At 40.8% G+C, this 21,063-nt stretch carries 21 protein-coding genes; 3 read left to right on the forward strand and 18 right to left on the reverse strand.

Annotation, left to right across the window (positions count from 1 at the left end; translation table 11 throughout):
- Positions 1–2 precede the first annotated feature (2 nt).
- The 8 genes from msbA to F975_RS09295 form a co-directional block, all read right to left on the reverse strand.
- Positions 3–1,727: a lipid A export permease/ATP-binding protein MsbA gene (msbA, locus tag F975_RS09260; RefSeq protein WP_004752613.1), complete on the reverse strand. Its 1,725-nt coding sequence runs from the start codon at positions 1,725–1,727 to the stop codon at positions 3–5.
- Complete coding sequence (locus tag F975_RS09265) at positions 1,724–2,152, reverse strand: ExbD/TolR family protein (protein ID WP_004752614.1); 429 nt, start codon at positions 2,150–2,152, stop codon at positions 1,724–1,726. The genes msbA and F975_RS09265 overlap by 4 nt, the downstream gene beginning before the upstream one ends.
- Positions 2,149–2,793 carry a MotA/TolQ/ExbB proton channel family protein gene (locus F975_RS09270; RefSeq protein ID WP_004752616.1) on the reverse strand — a complete coding sequence of 215 codons (645 nt, stop codon included), beginning with the start codon at positions 2,791–2,793 and terminating at the stop codon, positions 2,149–2,151. Before F975_RS09270 ends, F975_RS09265 begins: the two co-directional genes overlap by 4 nt.
- Positions 2,794–2,809: 16 nt before the next feature.
- Positions 2,810–3,700, reverse strand: a complete 891-nt coding sequence (locus F975_RS09275; protein WP_004752618.1) for a ParB/RepB/Spo0J family partition protein — start codon at positions 3,698–3,700, stop codon at positions 2,810–2,812.
- Positions 3,697–4,482 carry a ParA family protein gene (locus F975_RS09280; RefSeq protein WP_004752619.1) on the reverse strand — a complete coding sequence of 262 codons (786 nt, stop codon included), beginning with the start codon at positions 4,480–4,482 and terminating at the stop codon, positions 3,697–3,699. Before F975_RS09280 ends, F975_RS09275 begins: the two co-directional genes overlap by 4 nt.
- A gap of 20 nt (positions 4,483–4,502) precedes the next feature.
- On the reverse strand, positions 4,503–5,135 hold the full coding sequence (gene rsmG / locus F975_RS09285) for a 16S rRNA (guanine(527)-N(7))-methyltransferase RsmG (RefSeq protein ID WP_004752622.1): 633 nt from the start codon (positions 5,133–5,135) through the stop codon (positions 4,503–4,505).
- Positions 5,136–5,218: 83 nt separating this feature from the next.
- On the reverse strand, positions 5,219–5,908 hold the full coding sequence (gene murU / locus F975_RS09290) for an N-acetylmuramate alpha-1-phosphate uridylyltransferase MurU (RefSeq protein ID WP_004752624.1): 690 nt from the start codon (positions 5,906–5,908) through the stop codon (positions 5,219–5,221).
- Positions 5,905–6,921 carry an aminoglycoside phosphotransferase family protein gene (locus F975_RS09295; protein ID WP_004752626.1) on the reverse strand — a complete coding sequence of 339 codons (1,017 nt, stop codon included), beginning with the start codon at positions 6,919–6,921 and terminating at the stop codon, positions 5,905–5,907. Before F975_RS09295 ends, murU begins: the two co-directional genes overlap by 4 nt.
- A 120-nt stretch (positions 6,922–7,041) precedes the next feature.
- On the opposite strand from F975_RS09295, the gene F975_RS09300 reads away from it, so the two are divergent.
- On the forward strand, positions 7,042–9,462 hold the full coding sequence (locus tag F975_RS09300; RefSeq protein WP_004752628.1) for an LPS-assembly protein LptD: 2,421 nt from the start codon (positions 7,042–7,044) through the stop codon (positions 9,460–9,462).
- Positions 9,459–10,781 (forward strand): peptidylprolyl isomerase, encoded by a 1,323-nt coding sequence (locus F975_RS09305; protein WP_004752630.1) that lies wholly within the window; start codon positions 9,459–9,461, stop codon positions 10,779–10,781. Before F975_RS09300 ends, F975_RS09305 begins: the two co-directional genes overlap by 4 nt.
- Positions 10,782–10,872: 91 nt before the next feature.
- On the opposite strand, the gene hfq is transcribed toward F975_RS09305, so the two are convergent.
- From hfq to tsaE, 4 genes are all read right to left on the reverse strand, one after another.
- The gene (gene hfq / locus F975_RS09310; protein WP_004752631.1) at positions 10,873–11,394 is read right to left on the reverse strand and encodes an RNA chaperone Hfq; all 522 of its coding nucleotides are present in this window, start codon (positions 11,392–11,394) and stop codon (positions 10,873–10,875) included.
- Positions 11,395–11,485: 91 nt separating this feature from the next.
- Entirely contained in the window at positions 11,486–12,430 is a 945-nt protein-coding gene (gene miaA, locus F975_RS09315; protein ID WP_004752633.1) for a tRNA (adenosine(37)-N6)-dimethylallyltransferase MiaA, read from the reverse strand.
- Between the two features lie 6 nt (positions 12,431–12,436).
- Positions 12,437–14,356, reverse strand: a complete 1,920-nt coding sequence (gene mutL, locus F975_RS09320) for a DNA mismatch repair endonuclease MutL (protein ID WP_004752636.1) — start codon at positions 14,354–14,356, stop codon at positions 12,437–12,439.
- The gene (tsaE, locus tag F975_RS09325; protein ID WP_004752638.1) at positions 14,343–14,825 is read right to left on the reverse strand and encodes a tRNA (adenosine(37)-N6)-threonylcarbamoyltransferase complex ATPase subunit type 1 TsaE; all 483 of its coding nucleotides are present in this window, start codon (positions 14,823–14,825) and stop codon (positions 14,343–14,345) included. Before tsaE ends, mutL begins: the two co-directional genes overlap by 14 nt.
- A 490-nt stretch (positions 14,826–15,315) precedes the next feature.
- On the opposite strand from tsaE, the gene F975_RS09330 reads away from it, so the two are divergent.
- The gene (locus F975_RS09330) at positions 15,316–15,834 is read left to right on the forward strand and encodes a DUF6714 family protein (protein WP_004752640.1); all 519 of its coding nucleotides are present in this window, start codon (positions 15,316–15,318) and stop codon (positions 15,832–15,834) included.
- Positions 15,835–16,006: 172 nt separating this feature from the next.
- Here the strand turns inward: F975_RS09330 and F975_RS09335 are convergent, their stop codons facing one another.
- The 6 genes from F975_RS09335 to F975_RS09360 form a co-directional block, all read right to left on the reverse strand.
- Positions 16,007–16,627 carry a lysozyme gene (locus tag F975_RS09335; protein ID WP_004752642.1) on the reverse strand — a complete coding sequence of 207 codons (621 nt, stop codon included), beginning with the start codon at positions 16,625–16,627 and terminating at the stop codon, positions 16,007–16,009.
- A 58-nt stretch (positions 16,628–16,685) separates the two neighbouring features.
- Positions 16,686–16,907, reverse strand: a complete 222-nt coding sequence (locus tag F975_RS09340) for a hypothetical protein (protein WP_004752644.1) — start codon at positions 16,905–16,907, stop codon at positions 16,686–16,688.
- A gap of 1 nt (position 16,908) precedes the next feature.
- A complete protein-coding gene (locus F975_RS09345; protein WP_004752647.1) occupies positions 16,909–17,184 on the reverse strand; it encodes a phage holin family protein in 276 nt (91 codons plus the stop codon).
- A gap of 66 nt (positions 17,185–17,250) precedes the next feature.
- Positions 17,251–18,168, reverse strand: coding sequence for a LamG-like jellyroll fold domain-containing protein (locus F975_RS09350; RefSeq protein ID WP_004752649.1), 918 nt, complete (start codon positions 18,166–18,168; stop codon positions 17,251–17,253).
- Positions 18,161–20,839, reverse strand: coding sequence for a phage tail protein (locus F975_RS09355; protein WP_004752651.1), 2,679 nt, complete (start codon positions 20,837–20,839; stop codon positions 18,161–18,163). Before F975_RS09355 ends, F975_RS09350 begins: the two co-directional genes overlap by 8 nt.
- A complete protein-coding gene (locus tag F975_RS09360) occupies positions 20,805–21,062 on the reverse strand; it encodes a hypothetical protein (RefSeq protein WP_004752654.1) in 258 nt (85 codons plus the stop codon). The genes F975_RS09355 and F975_RS09360 overlap by 35 nt, the downstream gene beginning before the upstream one ends.
- Position 21,063 lies beyond the last annotated feature (1 nt).

Raw genomic sequence — 21,063 nt, forward strand, 5'->3', positions numbered from 1 at the left:
AATTAATCCTCGAAGTTACGCTGATGCAACTGAAAATATGCACCATGCTTCGCAAGAAGTTCTGTATGTGTACCTTGTTCCAGAATGCGACCTTGATCCATCACCACAATAATATCTGCATTTTCAATCGTCGATAACCGATGGGCAATCACAATTGTGGTACGTTGCTGCATGGCTTGTTCAAAAGCTTTTTGAATAAAATATTCTGACTCGTTATCCAGCGCACTGGTCGCTTCATCAAGAACTAAAATAGGTGCATTTTTCAAAATGGCGCGGGCAATCGCAATACGCTGACGCTGACCACCTGACAAAGTCAAACCTTGTGCACCCAAGACCGTATCGTAGCCTTGTGGTAATTGCATGATAAAATCATGTGCATAAGCTGCTTTAGCCGCTGCAATTACTTGCTCATCACTGGCATTTTGCAACTGACCATAGGCAATATTGTCACGAACACTACGATCAAACAGTACCACTTGCTGATTCACCATCGCAATCTGGCTACGTAAACAATCTAATTCAATATCTTCAATTTTCAAATCATCCAACAGAATGTTACCCGATTGGATCTGCTGAAAACGTACTAATAGATTCACCAGTGAGGTTTTACCTGCACCTGAACGCCCCACCAATGCAACCGTCTGGCCTGCCTTGATTTGCAAGTTAAAATCATGGATTGCATGTGAGCCATCAGGATAAACCAAATTAACCTGCTCAAAGCGGAGATTACCTTTAAGCTGCGGTTTTTGGGTTCCTGTATTTTCCTCTTCTTGCATATCCAGCAAATCGAATACAGAATGCGCCGCTGCCAAACCACGCTGCAATTTTTCATTGACTGTGGTTAAGTTTTTAATTGGTTTACTGAGCATACCTGCTGCGGTAATAAAGGCCACAAACTGCGCAGATGATGTATTACCCAAAATTTCGGGGCGCAGTGCAATCCACATAATAATTGCCATCGCAATCGACATGATAAATTGCACAATCGGTGTGTTTAAAACATTAACAATATGAAGTTTTAAACCACGTTTCAAGTTATCACTTGAGCGATCAAATAAACGCTGTTCTTCTAATTCTTGCGCACAAAACCCTTTTACTACAGCCTGTCCCAAAATCGACTCTTGCACTACATGGTTGACATCCCCCATGGTATTTTGCACTTGAGTCGAAAGTTTGCGCATACGTTTTGCTGCCTTACGCACCACAAAACCAATAATTGGTGCAAACACCAAAATAACCAGAGAAAGCCTCCAGTTTTGATAAAACAGATAACCCAGAAGTCCTATTGTTGTCAGGCCCTCTTTGAGTAAAATTTGTACAGATTCAGATGAAGCGGCAGTCACCTGCTCAATGTTATACAGAATTTTAGACGTAATATGCCCACTTGAATTCTTCAAATAGTAGTTTGGAGGCAAGCGCAATAACTTGCCAAAAACTTGCTGACGAATACGAAAAATCAGGTGTCTAGAAATCACTGCCGAATAGTAATCTCCCAGAACAGAACCAATACCCCGTACAAAAATCAGCAAAACCACTAAAAATGGAAAAATTGAGGTCTGATGTGTATTTTGCGTCTGAATTGCATTGATTACAAATTCAAGGAGCTTAGCAATTGAAACTTCCGTGCTTGCACTCAAAGCAAAACCGATTAAAACCAGTAAGGCATATCCCCCATAGGGTTTTAGATAAGCCAGCAGACGAAAATAAACTTTAATGTCTTGATTCACTCATAACCTCGAGTAGGTGCTTTGGTACTAATATTGATATTGACGAAACCGAGTTGTCCCGCAACATCCATTACACGAACAACATCCTGATGTGTCGCTTTGGCATCTGCCGCAATCACAAACATTAAATCGTGTCGTCCATCAGCAGCCTGTTTCACTGCAGTAGACAAATCAGCAGTATCGTGACTGGCAAGCGCCTGCCCATTTACCGAATAATGCCCGCCGGAGTCTACCATGACTTCAATCTTGTGATCGTATTGTTTAGGTGGAACACCTTGCGCATCAGGTAAAGTTAAATTAATACGGCTTTGCTGATAAAATGTTGTCGACAATAACAAAAACACCAAGATGAACAACAAACAGTCAATCATCGGTGTTAAGTTGATGTGGATTTCTTCAACGCGCGAAGCTCTTCTGAATTTCATGCAACATCCTTTGCTCTATCTTGGTCATACGCTGGCTTTTGACGTTGATAAAATAATTTTGCATGAAACAAAGTTGCTTGTTGTTCTAGCTCAGCAACATATTCTTGTACCAGACGTTGAAAATAACGATAAGCAATCAAGGCAGGAATTGCCACAACCATCCCCATGGCAGTCGCAATCAGGGCTTTGGAAATCCCGGGAATCATTAGGGTTGGACTGACATTTGAGCCGACATCGATCACCAAGAATGATTCAATAATCCCAATCACTGTGCCAAGTAACCCAAGTAAAGGAGAAACTGCACTCATTGTCCCAAGGAAATTAATATTTTTTTCTAAATAATGAATTTCCTGAGAAGCTGCCGCTTCCATCTGCGCACGTGCAAACTGATCCGTTTCATGCTTGGCACTCAGACCTGCAAACAGTACCTGTCCCAATGCAGATTCAGTCAGTTTAGAGTTTTGCTGCAACAATTGAGCAATTTGCTGAACTTCAGTTTGTGCAGTAACTGTTAGGTCTTTTGGAATCACAGAAGCGTGGCGTAAACGAATAAAACGCTCAATACTAATGGCAACTGTAAAAACAGAGCATAGTAAAAGTGGCAACATAAGCCAACCACCCGCCTTAAAGAGTTCCCACATATCTACCCCAAAAATCTTAGTTAGTTGTCAGACAGATGTTCAAAATACCATCTAGCTCATCTAGTGAATGATAATGAATCACCAGCTTACCTTTACCTTGCTGATTATGATCAATCTGTACATTGGCATTAAACCGCTCAGATAATTTCTGAGTCAATTGCTCAAGATCAGGAGATGGCACCGGCTTCACTTTTTCATTTTTTGGTGTATTAAATTCACGCACCAATTGTTCGGTTTGACGCACCGATAAGCTTTTTTCAATAACAATATCAGCAATGCGTTCTTGATCTTTTGCCTTCAATGTTAAAATCGCACGGGCATGCCCCATGTCTAAAATACCCGTTTGCATCAATTCTTTCACAGGTTCAGCCAATGTCAGTAAACGCAATAAATTACTGATCGTCGTGCGTGCTTTCCCCACAGTATCGGCGATTTCCTGATGGCTTAAACCAAATTCTTCATGAAACCGCTGGAGTGCCATTGCTTGATCAATCGGGTTCAAGTCCTGACGTTGAATGTTTTCAATCAACGCCAAAGCAATCGCTACCTGATCATTCATTTCACGGACAATCGCAGGAATTTCAGTTAAACCCGCTAATTGTGCCGCACGCCAACGACGCTCACCTGCAATAATTTCATACGGATAGCGTTCATCATCTACTGGACGAATCACAATAGGCTGCATCACGCCATGTTTTTCGATTGAAGCTGCAAGCTCTTGTAATGCTTCTTCATTCATAAAACGACGTGGCTGGTATTCACCACGTTTTAATAAATTGACATCAATATTTTTTAATTGCCCATGATCATGCGCTTGTTGTTCAATTTTCAGTTTTTCTTTTTGAATCGAACCGAGCAAAGCATCTAAACCGCGCCCTTTTGCTAATCCGCGTTTTCTTACGCTCATGCTGATTGTCCTTTTTTTACTACTTTAGTTTTTTTAACTAATTCGGTTGCCATTTTCAAATAGGCAACTGCGCCCTTGGAGCTTTTTTCAAAGAAAATTACAGGAAGTCCATGTGCTGGTGCTTCAGCTAAGCGTATGTTACGCGGAATAACGGTTTCATAGAGTTTTGAACCAAAATACTGTTCAAGCTCAGCAGAAACATCCCGAGTTAACGCATTACGCGGATCATACATGGTACGCAATACACCTATAACCTGTAGTTGTGGATTTAATACCTGCTGAATACGATCAATAGTCTGAGTCAAATCAGCCAAGCCTTCCAAAGCATAATATTCACACTGCATTGGAATCAACACACCCTGTACAGCCGCCAAAGCGTTCACAGTAATCAGGCTTAAACTCGGTGCACAGTCAACAATAATAAAGTCAAAAGACTGTTCAACTTGTTGCAGCGCATCACGCAAAATAAACTCACGTTTCTTCTGTTCTGCAATCGCAAGTTCAACCCCAGAAAGATCACGGTTTGCACCCAGCAATTTATAACCCACTTCTGTTTTACTAATTGCTGTCTCAATAGGGACTTCGCCCAGTAAAACATCAGTCACGGTATACAACAAATCATTTTTTTGCACACCCGAACCCATGGTGGCATTTCCTTGTGGATCCATATCCACCAGCAAAACACGCTTTTTCAATACAGCGAGAGAAGCTGCCAAATTTACTGCGGTTGTTGTTTTACCGACCCCACCTTTTTGGTTTGCAATTGCAATAATTTGAGCCATGTTCAATAAAACCCCAATCCTTAATTTTTCTGCAAAATGATTAAATGACGTTGCTCATCTAAACGCGGCACTTTTAATTCAATCACTTGATGGTTAAATTCCTTGGAAAACTCAGCTATTTCCTCATTTGGAATTAAACCTTTCATCGCACAAATATAACTACCTGTATGCATATATGGCTTAGATGCAGCAATAAAATCAGTCAATGATGCAAAAGCTCGACTGGTAATGACATCAAACTGTCCAAGCTCACGAATACTGTCTTCATCTTCCACACGAGTTTGCACTGCGATGACATTAGGCAATTTCAAATCTGCAATAAACTGTTTTAAGAAGCGGATTTTTTTGCCATTTGAATCGAGTAAAACACACTCACGTTCAGGCTGACATAACGCAATAATCATCCCTGGCATACCACCACCTGTGCCTATGTCCAGCAAACGTCCTGCTGGCAAAGAAGGTAAAATGCTCAAGCTATCTAACAAATGTTTCACCAGCATTTCTTTCGGATCACGAATTGCAGTCAGGTTATAAGCCTTATTCCAAAGCACTAGCGCATCTTGATATTTCAATAATAGATTCAAAGCATTTTCATTCAGGTCAAGCCCTAATGCCTTACTGCCTTGTTTTAATTCCTGAAAAAAAAGATGCATAGCCAAACTCGTCCGTTAAAATTAGGTGAAGTATACTGATTTATCTGCTCAAGCATAGAGCAGAATGCTTAGTGAATACCCATTTAAGCATATTGCCTCTGGCGGATTTGTCGATCTAGATCAGATAAACGTTCAGGTGTACCGACATCAACCCATGCTGCTGGCAGTTTTTGCGCCGAAATTCGCCCTTGTAACATCGCCTCTTTTAATAAAGGTGCTAAAGGGCGCTTTCCTTCTGCCAAACCTGCAAACATTTCAGGCGAAATCACAGCAATACCACTATAAGTCAGGGCTTCACCCTGCTGATTTTGCTCAAAAGTATACGCTTTTTGTGCATACAGAACAAAATCTCCTTGCGGATGTTGTGCAGGATTATCCACTAGCATCAAATGCGCCAGATTTTGACCTAATTCAACGTGCAATAAGGGCGCAAAATCATAGTTTGTCCAGACATCACCATTCACTAAAATAAATGGCTGATCGCCCAGTAGCGGTAAAGCATGAATAATTCCACCCGCGGTTTCCAAGCCCTCACCTTCATTTGACCAGTGAATCTTGACACCAAACTGATCGCCTGTACCTAAAGCTGCGATAAGCTTCTCGGCAAGCCACGCAGTATTGATCACGATATCGGTTACACCAATTTTTTGTAATTTTTCAATATGCCAGACAATCAAAGGTTTATCGGCAACTTCAAGCAAAGGTTTAGGAGTATGCAAGGTCAAGGGACGCATACGATTTCCTAAACCAGCCGCTAAAATCATGGCTTTCATGCTGTGACTTCCTGATATTGACCATATTTTTCAGTAAAGCGCGGCATAATGCGCTGTTGCATAAACGAAATAAAGTCTGCTAACTCAGGATAGGCTTGACTTTCTGTCAGTACATACCACATCACACGCGGCAAATCTTTTAAATAGCCAGACTTGCCATCACGTTCAAACAAGCGCACAAAGATCCCTAAAATTTTAATGTGACGTTGTAACGCCATAAAATCTGCATCGCGTTTAAATTGCTCAAAACTACGGTTCTGCTTCGCAGCTTCAGGCAACAAAGTATAAAATTGCTCAAACCATTGATATACACGCTCAGGCTGCCATTGCACATAAGCATCACGGGTAATCGAAATCAGGTCATAAGTATCCGCACCAATCACGGCATCCTGAAAATCAATCACACCCAAATCAATTTCACCATCTAACTGCATCAAATTACGGCTATGAAAGTCACGATGCACAATCACTTGTGGCTGAGCCAAAGCTGAATTCGCCAGAAGATCAAACGTATTTTCAACTAAAGTCTGCTCGGCTTCACTTAGTTGAATCTCCAGTGCAGGAAACATCCAGTCGGTTAACAAGCGCATTTCTGTTATCAACTTATGATGAGAATAAGCTGGCAAGTCTTGCGTACCATCAATCGCTTGCAACTGAATCAGTTGTTTAAAACTTTGCAGATAATATTGATCTACCGTGTCTGCATTCAACAAATTCGACAGCAATACGTCACCAAAATCTTCAAGCAATAAAAAGCCAGCATCTAAATCTTTTGCAACAATATGTGGAACACGAACCTGATGCTGATCTAAAAATTCATCAATACGTACAAAAGGAACACAATCTTCTTTTTCAGGTGGTGCATCCATCAACATAAATGATTTATGATCTAAGGTAACGCGTGCATAACGACGGAAGCTTGCATCACCTGTTAAATAACTGATTTCAAATCGATCCGAACGAAGGACAGTGATTAACCATGTTTGTATCAATTGTTCACGTTGAGTATTCATTTGCAAAATAATCTAATACAGGCTGAATTTTTGAAGTCCTAAGTGTAGCCACTTATAGACTTTTTCTCTATGATGCGACAATAATTAATTGCAAAAAAGCATACTTGGTTAAAGAGACACATGAAGCAACAGTTTAGATTTAATCCCCTAGCGACTGCAATTTTGACACTTTTGTGTGGCAGCTCAATACAATCAAGCTATGCTGCATCTTCAGATGCCGTATCTTCTGTGGACAATCAACAGCTCAAGCAACAGTTAAATGAAAGCTACCCAGGACAAAACTTTTTTGAACAATATTATGTCAGCAAAGACAGCCCTGAAGCTCAACAGCGTGTCCCTGATCCGAAATTTTCACCTTACTGTCAAGGTATTTGGGTAACTCCTGTTCAATCGACCACCAAAGCACCAGATCCAAACAATACCACGACTTATGTAACTGCTGATTATGGCTTTTATAATCCGAATGGCGATTCTGAACTCAAAGGAAATGTCATTCTAGACCAAGAAGGTCGCCAAGTACGTGCTGAACATATCACTATTGATAAAGACCAAACTATTGCACATGCACAGGGCAATGTTCAGCTTGCTCAAAGTGGTTTGATCTCACAAAGCAGTAAAGTCGATTACAACTTAAAAGAACAAACAGGCAATTTAAATGACAGCTATTTTATTGCCGAACAAACACATGCACACGGCCATGCACAAAATATCGAACGTAAATCAGCCTCTACAGTCATTTTAGAAAATGCTAGCTATACGGCATGTGCGCCAGGCAAAACACCTGACTGGCATATTAAAGCCAAGAAAATTGAACTGAATCAGGAAACAGGACGTGGTTCAACGCACGACACCACATTGTATGTTAAAAATGTTCCTGTGATGTATTTACCTTATTATAACTTCCCAATCGATGACAGAAGAACAACAGGGTTATTGACACCAAGCTTTGGCTGGTCAAGTGGTGAAGGCTTCCTGATTTCTTTGCCTGTTTATTTGAACCTCGCACCCAACTATGACATGACGCTAACACCACGCTATTTGGGAACACATGGCGCGATGCTTGAAGGCGAATTCAACTATAAAACAGCAAATTTTGGTGAAGGTTCAATTACGGGTGGCTATCTACCAAACGACCCAGACTATAGTAATAAAGACCGTAAGTCTCTACGAATCACTCATGACTGGACCATTAACCAATATTTCTCAACTAACTTTGAGTACAACTATTTATCAGATATTGACTATATCTATGATATAAAAAATGATCCGAACATTTCTACTGACTTAAACCAACGACGCGTAGCTCAGCTTAACTTTGCCAATGCAGTCCCTGGTTTAGATGCAAGCCTTAAAGTCGAAACCTACCAGACTCTCGATAAAACCCTGTCTGATGCAGACAGACCATATGCCCGTCTGCCACAGTTCTTATTGAACTACACCACACAAAATCCTCAAGGCTGGCAATTTGAGTACCATAATGACAGTGCTTATTTTCAAAAAGACCTTAGTGGTGGTAATGGATTAGCAGAAAGTGGGACACGTCTATATAACTCAGGCGCTGTTCGCTACAATTACCGCACACCTTGGGCATTTGTGATTCCTGAAGCATCAGTACGCAGTCTGAATTATTTTTATAATCCGAATGGAAGCAGTTCTGAAACTAAAACTGTGGTTGTTCCACAATTTACTTTGGATACAGGTTTAAATTTTGAGAAAGAAGGTAAATTTCTACAAACTTTAACACCACGTTTGTTCTATGCTTATGCACCATATAAAAATCAAACTGGTTATCCTAACTTCGATACAACGACAGCATCGGTAAGTTATGACCAACTGTTTAGTCCATACCGTTTTTATGGTAATGATCGCCTAGACGACAATAATTTTATGTCTTTAGGCCTAAGCTATAGTTTATTTGATCAACAAGGCTTAGAACGCTTAAAAGCTGCTGTAGGTAAAAGTTTTTATTTTTCAGACCGTAAAGTTACTTTAAAGGATGGAGATACTGTTCAGACCAGCAGACAATCAGACCCTGTTCTCTCATTATCTAGTCAAATTACAAATCATTTTACGATTGCTTCTACTGTGGCTTGGGATGATAGTTCAATTGCCCAAGCGAAATTCCAAACTTACTATACATCTGCACAAGGCACGATTTACAACTTAGGCTATTATAAACGTAAAGAAGTCAATAATGCTCAACTTACATATAATCAAGTTGTTGCATCTCTCATACAACCAGTCAAAGATAACTGGCGTATCATAGGGCACGTTCAGTATGACATTGACCACAGTCTAGCTCGTGAATTTTTATTAGGTGTCAATTACGAGTCGTGCTGTTGGGCAGTTTCAGTCTATGGTCGTTCATATTACAACGATCTTGATGATGTCACCCTACCTGGTGTAAAACGTAAAAATGCAATTATGGCAGAATTTACATTAAAAGGACTCGGAGCCTTCAACAACAAACTGGCATCTTTACTTGAGCAACGTGTTGTCGGCTTTAACAAATCTAATCAATCTTGGACACAATCTCAATGAAGAAACAACAACTGACCCGTCTTTTTAAAGCAACAGCGCTCGCTCTTCTGATCTCTAGCTCAGTTCCAGCGTTTGCAGCGACAAGCGACGAAGTTGTAGCTATTGTTGATAATAGTGCGATTTTACGTAGTGACTTAGATCAAATGACAGCCGAACTTGCTCGTCAATTACAGACACAAAAACAAGCACTCCCACCCCAACAAGTTTTACAGCAACAAGCTTTAGAGCAAATTATTCTACGTCAAGCGCAACTAGAGCTAGTAAAGCGTTATGGTGTCAAACCAAATGAAACTACACTCAACGCAGCTGTTCTTAAATATGCTGAACAAAACGGTATTCATAGCCTAGATGCTTTTCAAAAACAACTTGATGCCCAAGCACCAGGTACTTATGAAATGGTACGTGCCCGTATAGGTCAAGAGCTTGCAATTAACCAGTTACGTCAGCAACAAGTGATGTCACGCATTAAAATCAGTGATCAGGATGTCAATAATTTCTTAAAAACACCTCAAGGTCAGGCTGCAATTGGTAGTCAAGCGCATATTTTACATGTTCGCGTTTCAGCAACAAATAATCAAAATGATATGTTGAATTTGCGTGCCGCTGCTGATCAGGTTAAACAAGACCTCAGCCAAAACAATGATCTTCAGGCAATTAGTAAAAAAGACTCTACAGCTGAAATTAAAGTTGTGGGTGCTGATATAGGTTATCGCAACTTGTCAGATATTCCAGCTGAGCTTGCTGCACGTGTCACCAATCTACAAATTGGGCAAACCAGTGAACTTATTCCTGCTCAAGATGGTGTTCACATCTTAAAATTATTAGATCGTAAAGCAAGTGATCAAAAAGCCATCGTAACACAATATCATGTACGTCATATTTTGATTCAAACTTCTGAAGTGATCAGTCTTGATCAAGCAAAACAAAAAATTGATAGCATTTATAAGCGCTTAAAAGCAGGTGAAGATTTCAAAACACTTGCTTCTGTGTATTCAAATGACCCTGGTTCTGCTGCTAACGGTGGTGATTTAGGCTGGGTTAATTTGGGTATGATGGTGCCAGATTTTGAAGAAAAAATGAAATCCACTCCTATAGGTCAATTGAGTGAACCATTCCAAACTCAGTATGGTTGGCATATTTTGCAAGTACTAGATACTCGCCAACAAGATATGACTAAAGAATATCAAGAGCGTTTAGCACGCCAATATCTAGGCGAACAACAATTTAATACAGAATTAGACGGTTGGTTGCGTGAAATTCGTGCAAATGCCTATGTTGACATTAAAGACCCGAGTTTGAATAAAAAATTAAATAATTAAGCTTAAAAAACCGACATTATGTCGGTTTTTTATTAAATGCAGAAAATAAAAAAACCAGCCTAAAGCTGGTTTTTTTATGAACCGTTATAAATTAACGATTATTTGCATCTTCGTCTGGTGTGTCATCAAATTTGGTATCGTTATCAAAACCAGAAGCCTGACCGCCGAAGCCACCTTGACCACCGAAGCCACCTTGGCTACCAAAACCGCCTTGACCACCAAAACCGCCTTGAGCACCAAAGCCACCAGCTTGACCGCCGAAACCGCCTTGACCACCAAAGCCGCCGCCTTGACCACCAAAGCCGCCGCCTTGACCGCCACCGAAACCGCCTTGACCGCCGAAGCCACTACCTTGTTGACCACCGCCGAAGCCACCTTGACCACCGCTTACAGGCGCGCCTGCTGGACGAGGGTTACGTGCTGGGACTACTGTCGAAATTGCGTGTTTATAAACCATTTGGCTTACTGTGTTTTTTAATAAAACCACATATTGGTCAAAAGATTCGATATGACCTTGTAATTTAATTCCGTTTACTAAAAAGATAGAAACTGGAATACGCTCTTTGCGAAGCGAATTCAAAAAGGGATCTTGTAAAGTTTGACCTTTAGACATGTCGTTACTCCAAAAAAATAAAAATGTAATCAGCGCAAAAACTATCTTTAATTTTTTAAATTTATAAAAAAGATAGTTCGCAAATTTTGCTTTATCTGTAACAGATACGCAAGTCTTCTTGAGCCTGCTTTAACGTTAAAAAAGTGGTGAATTTGTGATTTTCTCTTAATGAACGTAACCAAGTATATTGACGCTTAGCCAATTGTCTTGTAGCAAATAAAGCTTGCTCACGCATTATATGCTGATTATTGTGACTTTTGTCACTATTTATCAAAAAATTGAGTGCTTGTCTGTATCCAACACAACGCATCGAGGGAATATTTGGGTTTAAATCGTATTTACCAATCAACGATTGAACCTCATTTAAAAATCCAATTTCCCACATATCATTGAGTCTTTGCTCAATTCTCTGATGTAATTCTAACCTATCTGGTAGCAAAGCATAATTATGAAATTTGTAACGGTATGCTACATTTTTAGGCTGCTGTGCTTGCAACTGAGTAATTGGAATACCTGTTAAGCGAAAAACTTCTAGAGCACGAATAATGCGCTGTTTGTCACTTACCTTAAACTTCATTCCTGCTACGGGATCAACTCGGCATAATTCTTCATAAACATCTTCCCAGCCTAATTGCTCTGCTTGAGCCATGATTTGGTCTCGAATCTGCTGATCTGCACTTGGAAGTTGGTCAGATAAACCTTCAAGCAAAGCCTTGAAGTACAACATCGTACCACCAACCAAAATCGGAATCTTACCTTTAGCATGAATCTCATCAATCAGACGAGTAGCATCCTCTACAAACTCTGCTGCTGAATACACTTGTAGTGGCGTAATAATATCAATTAGATGGTGTGGGTATTTTTCCTGCTCTGCTTTGCTTGGCTTAGCTGTGCCAATATCCATATCCTGATAAACCAAAGCAGAATCGACAGAAATAAGTTCAAAATTCCCTTGCTCATAGAGCTCACATGCCAAAGCAGTTTTACCACTTGCAGTTGGGCCCATTAAATTGATGACGGGCAATGTATTTGGCATGTAACTCTATTCTCCTCGAGCAAATAATTTATCTAGTTGTGCCAGTGGAAATGCACGCCATGTCGGGCGACCATGATTGCACTGGCTGGCAAATTCGGTTTGTTCCATCTGGCGCAGCAGCGCATTCATTTCCGACAGGCTGAGTTGCCGATGAGCGCGTACGGCACCATGACATGCCATGCCTGCCAATAATTGATCTCGCTTTTGCAGCAAACCCTGCACTTCATCATTGGGATCTAAATCGTTGAGTAATTCGGGAATTAATTGTGTGAAATCAGCTTTCTGCAAAATGGCAGGTACACCACGCACAATCGCCTGCTCATCTCCATACTGATCTAATTCCAAACCCAAACGCTGCAACTGTGGCTTAAGCTCATCAATTCGCATGGCTTGCATACGGCTAATAGAGATGATTTTAGGAATTAAAAGCTGCTGTGATGTCCAAAACTCAGGTTTATCCCACGCTTGTTTCATCTGTTGCAACAAAATTCGTTCATGTGCGGCATGCATATCGACAATAATCAAGCCTTGGGTATTTTGCGCCAAAATGTAAATACCATGTAGCTGAGCAATTGCAATACCTAAAGGGTATTCATCCTGAAGACCTGATGATGAAGCCGCAACTTCTTCAGCTTGGCGCAATGGCGTTAAATAGGTCTTTAACGCATTATTGACCTGTGAACTTGGCTGATAATTCGACATCGTTGAGCGTTGATACTGCACAGGTTCAACTTTGGCTTGATCAAACTCGGTCATCAACTCAGCCGATGGCTGAGGTATTTCAATTTGTGGCTGTTTAGCAGCATACTCAGCATATTGATGCAGGACAAACTGTTCCTGAATTTTCGGCTGAGCCAATTCTGTAGTCGAGCTCATCGCTTGCGCTAAATCAGCACTTGCCGTTTGAAACTGTGCCAAAGTATCTTTAGCATAATGTCTTACAAATTCATGCACTTCACGTTGATTTAAAAAGCGAATTTCGTGTTTGGTTGGATGTACATTCACATCAACATTTTCAGGTTCAACTTCCAGAAATAGTAAATATGCTGCATGTTGATGCCCATGCAAAATCCCATCGTATGCCATACGCAATGCATGGGAAATGGTTTTATCTTTAACAATCCGACCATTCACATAAACATACTGCAAGTCTGCCTGCGCTCGCGCATCTGATGGATGCCCTAACCAGCCGCTCAAGCGCATCGAAATACTTTCAGCATCAATCCAGTAGGCATTTTCAGTAAAAGAGCGACCTAAAAGCTGTTGCACACGTTGGAAACGCAGCTCACCGCTATCAGCAATCGGTAAATTCAAACGAATCTGGTCATTGTGTTCCAGCACAAAACGAATATCAAAATGCGTAAGTGCTAAACGGCGTACAACTTCTTCAATATGCCCAAATTCGGTACTCGGCTTTTTTAAAAATTTACGGCGTGCAGGAACATTAAAAAATAAATCCTGCACACGAATCTGTGTGCCTTGGTTACTGGCAACAGGTTTTATTTCCTGGGCATCAAACGCAGTGCCATTCACCTCAACCTGATAACCAATGCCTGACTGATCTTGGCTACTGGTCAAACTTAAACGCGACACAGCAGCAATCGATGCCAATGCTTCACCACGAAACCCCAAACTCACAATCGCATGCAAATCATCAGCAGTCTGAATTTTACTGGTGGCATGGCGCATCACTGCAAGTGGCAAATCTTCAGGGTGAATCCCTGAACCATTATCCATGATTTCTATCAGCGTACTGCCGCCCTGCGCCACCCGAATGATTAATTCTGTTGCCTGCGCATCAATTGCATTTTCCAGCAGTTCTTTAACCACAGATGCAGGGCGTTCAATGACCTCTCCTGCGGCAATCTGGTTAGCAAGCGCAGGGTTAAGGGTATGAATCCGCCTAACGGCATCATCCAACGACATTGAAAGCATCCTGAATCTGTAGCAACACTTGTGGATCTTGGGCAGTTAAAATTACGCTACGCTGCAATTCATCTTCTTCATTTTTTGAAATTTCGATACTCAGATCGGCATCTGGAATTTCGTCACTGCCTTTACTTGGCCACTCAAAAATAAATAATGCGTTTGGTGTTTCCAGATAGTCACGAATCCCCATCAATTCCAATTCATACGGATCGTTAAGACGATACAAGTCAAAGTGAAATATCGCACGCTCAGCAATCTGATAAGGCTCGACAAGCGTATAAGTCGGGCTTTTTACTGCACCTTTGTGTCCAAGTTTTTGTAATAAATAACGCGTCAGTGTCGTCTTGCCTGCACCCAAATCACCCATTAGATAAATCACGCCTTGTGAAAAATGGGCAGCGACCGCTTGTGCAAGTCGTTGTGTATCCTGTTCAGAGGTTAAAGAAAGTTGCAAGGTATTACTCATAACACTGAAAATAGTCAATAATGCTGTGCATATGATAGCATTGCCCCCTATGAAAACCTACCACCTGTTATGTCTGTTGCTGTGCCATGAATAAATCTGATTTCACTCCACCGATGATGCATGGCAAAGTTTTATTAAAATAATTAATACTTATTAAATAGATAAATAGATGTAACTAAATCAGAGTTGCAATAAGGTTGCAGCCATGTTGACTGATCATTAGAAATAGTCACTTTAAAGCTAGTGCTAATCAAGATTGTAAGAATATCAACCTTTCTCCAATAAGTTCAACAAGCTCGCCAGATTAAAGCTCTACGATGTTAAAGTGAGTCAATTTTATATATTCAATAATTTAAACTAAACTAGTAATGACGTAATTTTGTCGCAGATTAATTTTTTAGAACTTAAACCAATATAATTATTCAAAAAAGTATGAGTGCTAATACAGTGTCGATGCTCAAAATGCCCTGAGCCTATGTGAAAATTAATTATGAAAGTAAATACCAAAGAGCTTCTTGAAGAGATTTTCCCACCTTTCCAATTAGCAGATAACCGCTCTCTACTTGAGTGTGATTTTTATGATACACATCATAGATATTTTGACGAAATTGATGATGATTACTTATCTGCAATAGAAATATCAGCAGAAGGGTTACTTCTTGAATACAACCTTGATTGGCCTGAATTTTATTTAAAAGCTAGCTTAGAGGCGATTCGTTCACGTAGTAGACCGCATGAGGGGATCAAAACATGGAAAGATGTAAGTTATGAATATTTGTACTACTTTGGACAAGACTGTAGTTTTTTAAGCTCAGAGGGCTTTAAATTCTTTTTACCTGCTACATTCTACTATTTCCTATCAACGGATGAAAATAAAGCTTATATGGATTGGTTTATTTTTAGATTGAACTCTCAATGGGAAAAAGATTGCTATGTTTTTAATGATGATCAAAAGAACTTTATTAGTGAATTTATAAAAAAGCATTACAGCGGTTGGGCATACATCTAAGAGTTATAGTGTTGAATAAACCTTTCGAGATAGATTTGTGCACCATACACGTTAAAAACAAATAAAACCGCATAAAATATTTCTATCATATGCGGTAATAGACTCAAATGAGTCACAACACACCACTTTTAAGCCAATGATTTATAAATAGTAAAAAATTAAAAATCCTTTACTACCCCATAAACAAAGCTTTTTCAACCGCCCGACGATTCACCAAACCCTGTACACGCTTACCGTTGTCAAACACCCAACGATCAAACTGACTAACAGCAGCAGTAAAGTTGGACTGATTCAGCAGAGTCAGCAAGGTGCTTTTCACAAATGCTGTTTCACCTACGTTGTACACAAAGCTCGCCAACGCATCAAACTGATTCTGAGTGACATTGACCTTGATATACTTATCTAGGCATTGATCCACCCATTCACAGTCGTTCTGCAACCACAATTCAGCCTGCCCTTGGGTACATGTATCCCCTTTCTTGACCGCCTGACCATTTGGGTACTTGATCGTGCCATAGCCAATCGTCCAGACTCCCCCAGTATCCAAATAAGCGGTGGTTCGTAAACCTTCAGACTGTCGGATCAGAGCATAACCTTGGTCTGAAATATCATACTGCCCTGTGACCTTGGCTTTTGGCACTTCAAAACCAATCATCTGTATGAAAACAGTTAATCCATTCTTTTCAATCACAGCATCTCCTGCTGTGACTTGTGCTTGCGTCAATTTTCCACCTGACATGGCACGCAACCAAGAATATGCTTGTGCAATCTGTTGAGTTTGATCTACGCTCATATTTACTTTTCCTATATACATAAAAAAACCGCCCGAAGGCGGCCATAGTTGATTGTGTTTAATCAGACTGATCATCATGTAATTCAGGCTGATAAATCTTTTTACCCAGGTGTGAAAGCATCGGCAGAATGACCGTCGAAACAATCAACTGATACTGCAAAGGCATGATTTTGTAATCGAGTGTCCACTGCAAAATGCTTGCTGCCAAAATTAAAAAAGCCCCCAAATATGGGAGCTTTACGCTTAAATATTTCAATGCACTATCATTTGTAAACTTCATACTATCTCCAGTTTTTAAACTTACCTTTTAACCATGTTTCAATAAAGGCACTCCCCACAATACCTAAACCTGATGCAATCCCCACCAATGCAAGTGGATGAATTGCTGGGAACTGAATCACAACAACCCCTGCAATAACGCTAACGGCTGAGCCTAGTAATGTACGACCAACTATTAGTCTGGCTGTGAGCTTTTCATTGGAGACTAGCAACTTTGCCAGACCGATTAATGCACCCAGCGTGAATAGCGTTAGAAATGTTTTCTCATGCTCCTGCATGAAGCCCCCCTTATTTTTGGCAATAAAAAACCACCTTAAGCGGTGGTCATCTTTCAATTTTAATCATTAAGCAGCAATAAACTTACGTGTAGGCGGTATGAAGCCTGCAATATCATAACGGGCATGACGCGTTAAGCGCCATGAATCCCAATAGGCGGCTGTGCCATCGCCAAGATTTGAGCCTGACCCTAGATATATCCTTGTTCCTGTCAAACTGAATGTCGTGTAATCAGACGTATAGCCAACTAATCTTCCGTCTGCGAATACATAAAATACTCCGTCTTTTCGTATTAAACAGCTATGTTGCATCTCTCCCGTTATTACAGTTCGATCAGTCTGGATTGGTGCAGGGAAAGAACCATTATCTCGTAAAATTAGATTAAAGCCTGATACAGCACTTTTCGGAAATTTACAGAATAATAGACCTCCTTGTGCATCCTGTGAGCCGATTGCAAATAGACGACCATTATCAACACCACCTGTAATGCTCTTCATCCACATTTCAGCAGTAAAGTCTGAAGTTCCTAAAGCTGTACAAGGTAATGAAAGTCGACCATTACCACTCAACGCAATCGTGCCCTCACTGAACTTTGGCGTTGCCAGCGATGGACTGACAATTTTGGCATCACCTTCTACTGTAATGCTTCTGGCATTTGCCGATGAATCTACAATTGCAGTGGATGGAAAACTGCTGGCATCAGCAAAGATCAGAGAATCTACTAATGAAAAGTATGGGTCATTGACAAGAGTACTCACCGTAATTTCTTGACTGAATTTCTCACTTTCATTTTTTATAGAACTAACTCGTACATAATAAGTTTTTCCAACTTCTATTGCTGTATCTGTATAGGTGCTTACATCACCCGCAAAGATCATTTTCGGAGTCGGTAAATTATTAGTATCAATTGGCGTTTCAGAGCAGTAATAGCGCTGCTCGTCAACGAAACCATCTAACTTCCAATTTAGCTCTAAACGATTAGTCATCTTTGTACTCGACTGTCAAATCATAAGGTGCTGAGAAGAATTGAGATAACTCAACGCTATGATGAAATGATTGATAGGATTCAAAGCCATCCCGTAGCGATTTCAATGTAATCTCAATCGTGCGAGTGTTCGAATTCATAGCTGAAGTTGAAAATGTGTAGCTGTTCAATGTACCCAAGCTTAAATTTTGAGTCCGTAATTCAACTTCATTTTCATCAAACTCAACTAAAATCAGCTGATAGGTTGTCCCTGTCTCAATCATGACACCACTTTCAAACCACCCTAAAGGACTCCCACCTGTTTGCTGAGTACGGTTGCGATCAACCCAGGTTAAAATTAAATCCGTCTCAATTTCTGCTGGGAAATACTCCCCATTGATCTGGACATTGGCAGGTGGATAAGGGCGAATGGCACGGGCTGCACAACTGATTGAATGTGCTGTGGCTTCACTCAGCTCTAAAATGTCGGAACCCGTCAGCGTCAGCGCTTTCATGGCAACTGTTTCACCACTAAGATACTCAGTGCTGTCCAACCCTGAATAATTGTCCCATCCGTACAGTCGTGCTGCTGCACTGTGCTTTTGTACGGTGGTATCAAATACCCCACGTTTTACCGTCAGAATATGGGTAGTAGTGTCAAAGCTGACAAATGCCATCAGTTCATCATCGAGCTGGATACGGTCATTGACTTTCAGCAAGTTAAACTCAGCTACATTTACAACTTCAAAGGCTGTATCTAAGTAACCAATCGCAGCTTTTAAAGTCGCACTTGGACAGAAGTCTAGGGTGGCTTCTTCAGCATAGCCTGCCCCTGAATTGCTGTATAAACTGGCATTGATGTGGTAATTATTAGGACGTACCGCAGCCATTCCGATAAAACTCAAGTCAGGATTCTTTTCAAGTTTTGCATCGATCTCGTCTTGACCATACTGCTCCACCAATTCGATAAAAGGTACTTCAAAGGCAATTGCGGTTGCATCTTTGGCGGAAATGTCAGATTTTACAGGTGGCATGTATTCAACAACAGCTTGCATCGGGCTACTGAATGAGTCTTCAATGGCTTTGATTGAAACGGTATTATCCACCCCATCCCCAAACTTGATCTCAGTCACCCGAAACACGGCTTCAGACAAACCGTAACGGGTGTTAGACAGTTTGAATACATACGCCTTGTGCCAGTTCTCGGCGATAGATTCAGGTACATCAAATTCAATACTGGCCAGCTCAGAAGACAAGGTTTTTAAATCCCGTAATGCCACTCGACTGGCAAGACTGGAATGAGTAAAGCCCTTGTATTCAACATTTTGAGAAATGACACCGCCTTGCTGGGCAATACGGGCAACATCCTGAATGGTAATAGTCGAATCTTTGGCACGTTCACGATCATAGTAGGTGACTGTCACCTGATTAATGCACTCAGCCAGTGTTTTACGTTCAAAGGTCAGCGACTTGTAATGGCTTTCAGTCAGATGGACTAGGTCAGAGACATGATAGTCATCCCGAATCAGTTTCAGTGTCCACAGATTGGTGATGCGATCGACATACAGTTCGCCATTGATATGTTCCAGAACATTATCGATAAACTCTTTGATCGAGGTTGAGTCACTCCAGACTATCGACATCCCCATACCTTCAGCGTATAGGGTATCTGCACAGGCTTTAAAACTAACATCATCAATCAAGCCCGTATTTGCACCTTTACCCCACAGTTTATTGGTCAGGCATTCACGGATGATATGAGCAGGATTGATATTTTTATATATTTTTGAACTGACTTGAAATGAGAGTGATAAATAAATACCACCAACTGAACCATAGGGAACACAATCAACAGCCGCACAAAAGAGTATGTTCTTTCCAGTTTGTACAAGTGAACCTGGTATCGTCACAATGCTTTGAAACGTCGATGTCTGGGTCAAATCAATCGAAGTCCCATTGAAATATAAGACTGCACCATCGTCATGGGTCACATTTACAGTTAAATCACCAAAATCAGTATTATCATCGACCACAATATACTGTCTGATCATGATTGCACGACCAGCTTTTGAATAAATCTTAGTATGAGGTAATGGTAATCCTGAACCTGCTTCAACATCACCAAATGGTGATTGACCAGAAAGCCATAAAGCATCATTAAAGTCAGTCGCAGCAAAAGGTTCTAATTGTGATAATGCCGTGAAATCATCCTGAGTATCATAAAGAAAATATGAGTCATAAGAGACTTCATTTCCATACGTTCTGATTTCTGCTTTATCGTCATACCATTGTGGCTGACCATCTTGCAGTGTATGTATGCGTTGTACACGCCATTTTGAATCAGGTAAAGTTGCGCTGGTGCCAATATACAGATTGTCAAAAACCACTGACGTGACCCCGCGCCATGCGCTAATCAAATCTCCGCAAACGCGTTTTAGTACACTACTTTTTTGCTGGTCTGGATAACCAAACAATAGGTCAATACTGCCCTGAACCCCGCCTGCCTGCTCATCACCACCAAATAAATTCGGTTTGTTGATCGTAATTCGTTTATTTTCAGATTCTTCATTGGTATAAGCATCTTTGTCTTGAAAACGAATCTGGGTGATTGCATCTATAGGCCCATGACATAAAACAAAATGTCCCGATGCAAAGTATTTATAGCCGATCGTCTGTGCTTTCTTGCTGCCCATCTTGCTTTGCTCTCTCTATCACCTGCCGTGCCATGGCATCCTGCCCAAACAATTGTTCAAAACGTTCAGTGCTCATACCATGGTTAAAAAAGTCCTGAATCTCAGCATTACTCATACCTTGATCCAGTAAAAAACGTCTCGAACCGATGGTGCAAAATCCTGCAGCCCGTATATGACGCACAAAAATAAAGCCCGCATTGTGCGAGCTGTTTGGAATATCCATA

Origin of the sequence: Acinetobacter brisouisimilis (genome assembly GCF_000368265.1) — a bacterium.
Classification (GTDB): Bacteria; Pseudomonadota; Gammaproteobacteria; order Pseudomonadales; family Moraxellaceae; genus Acinetobacter.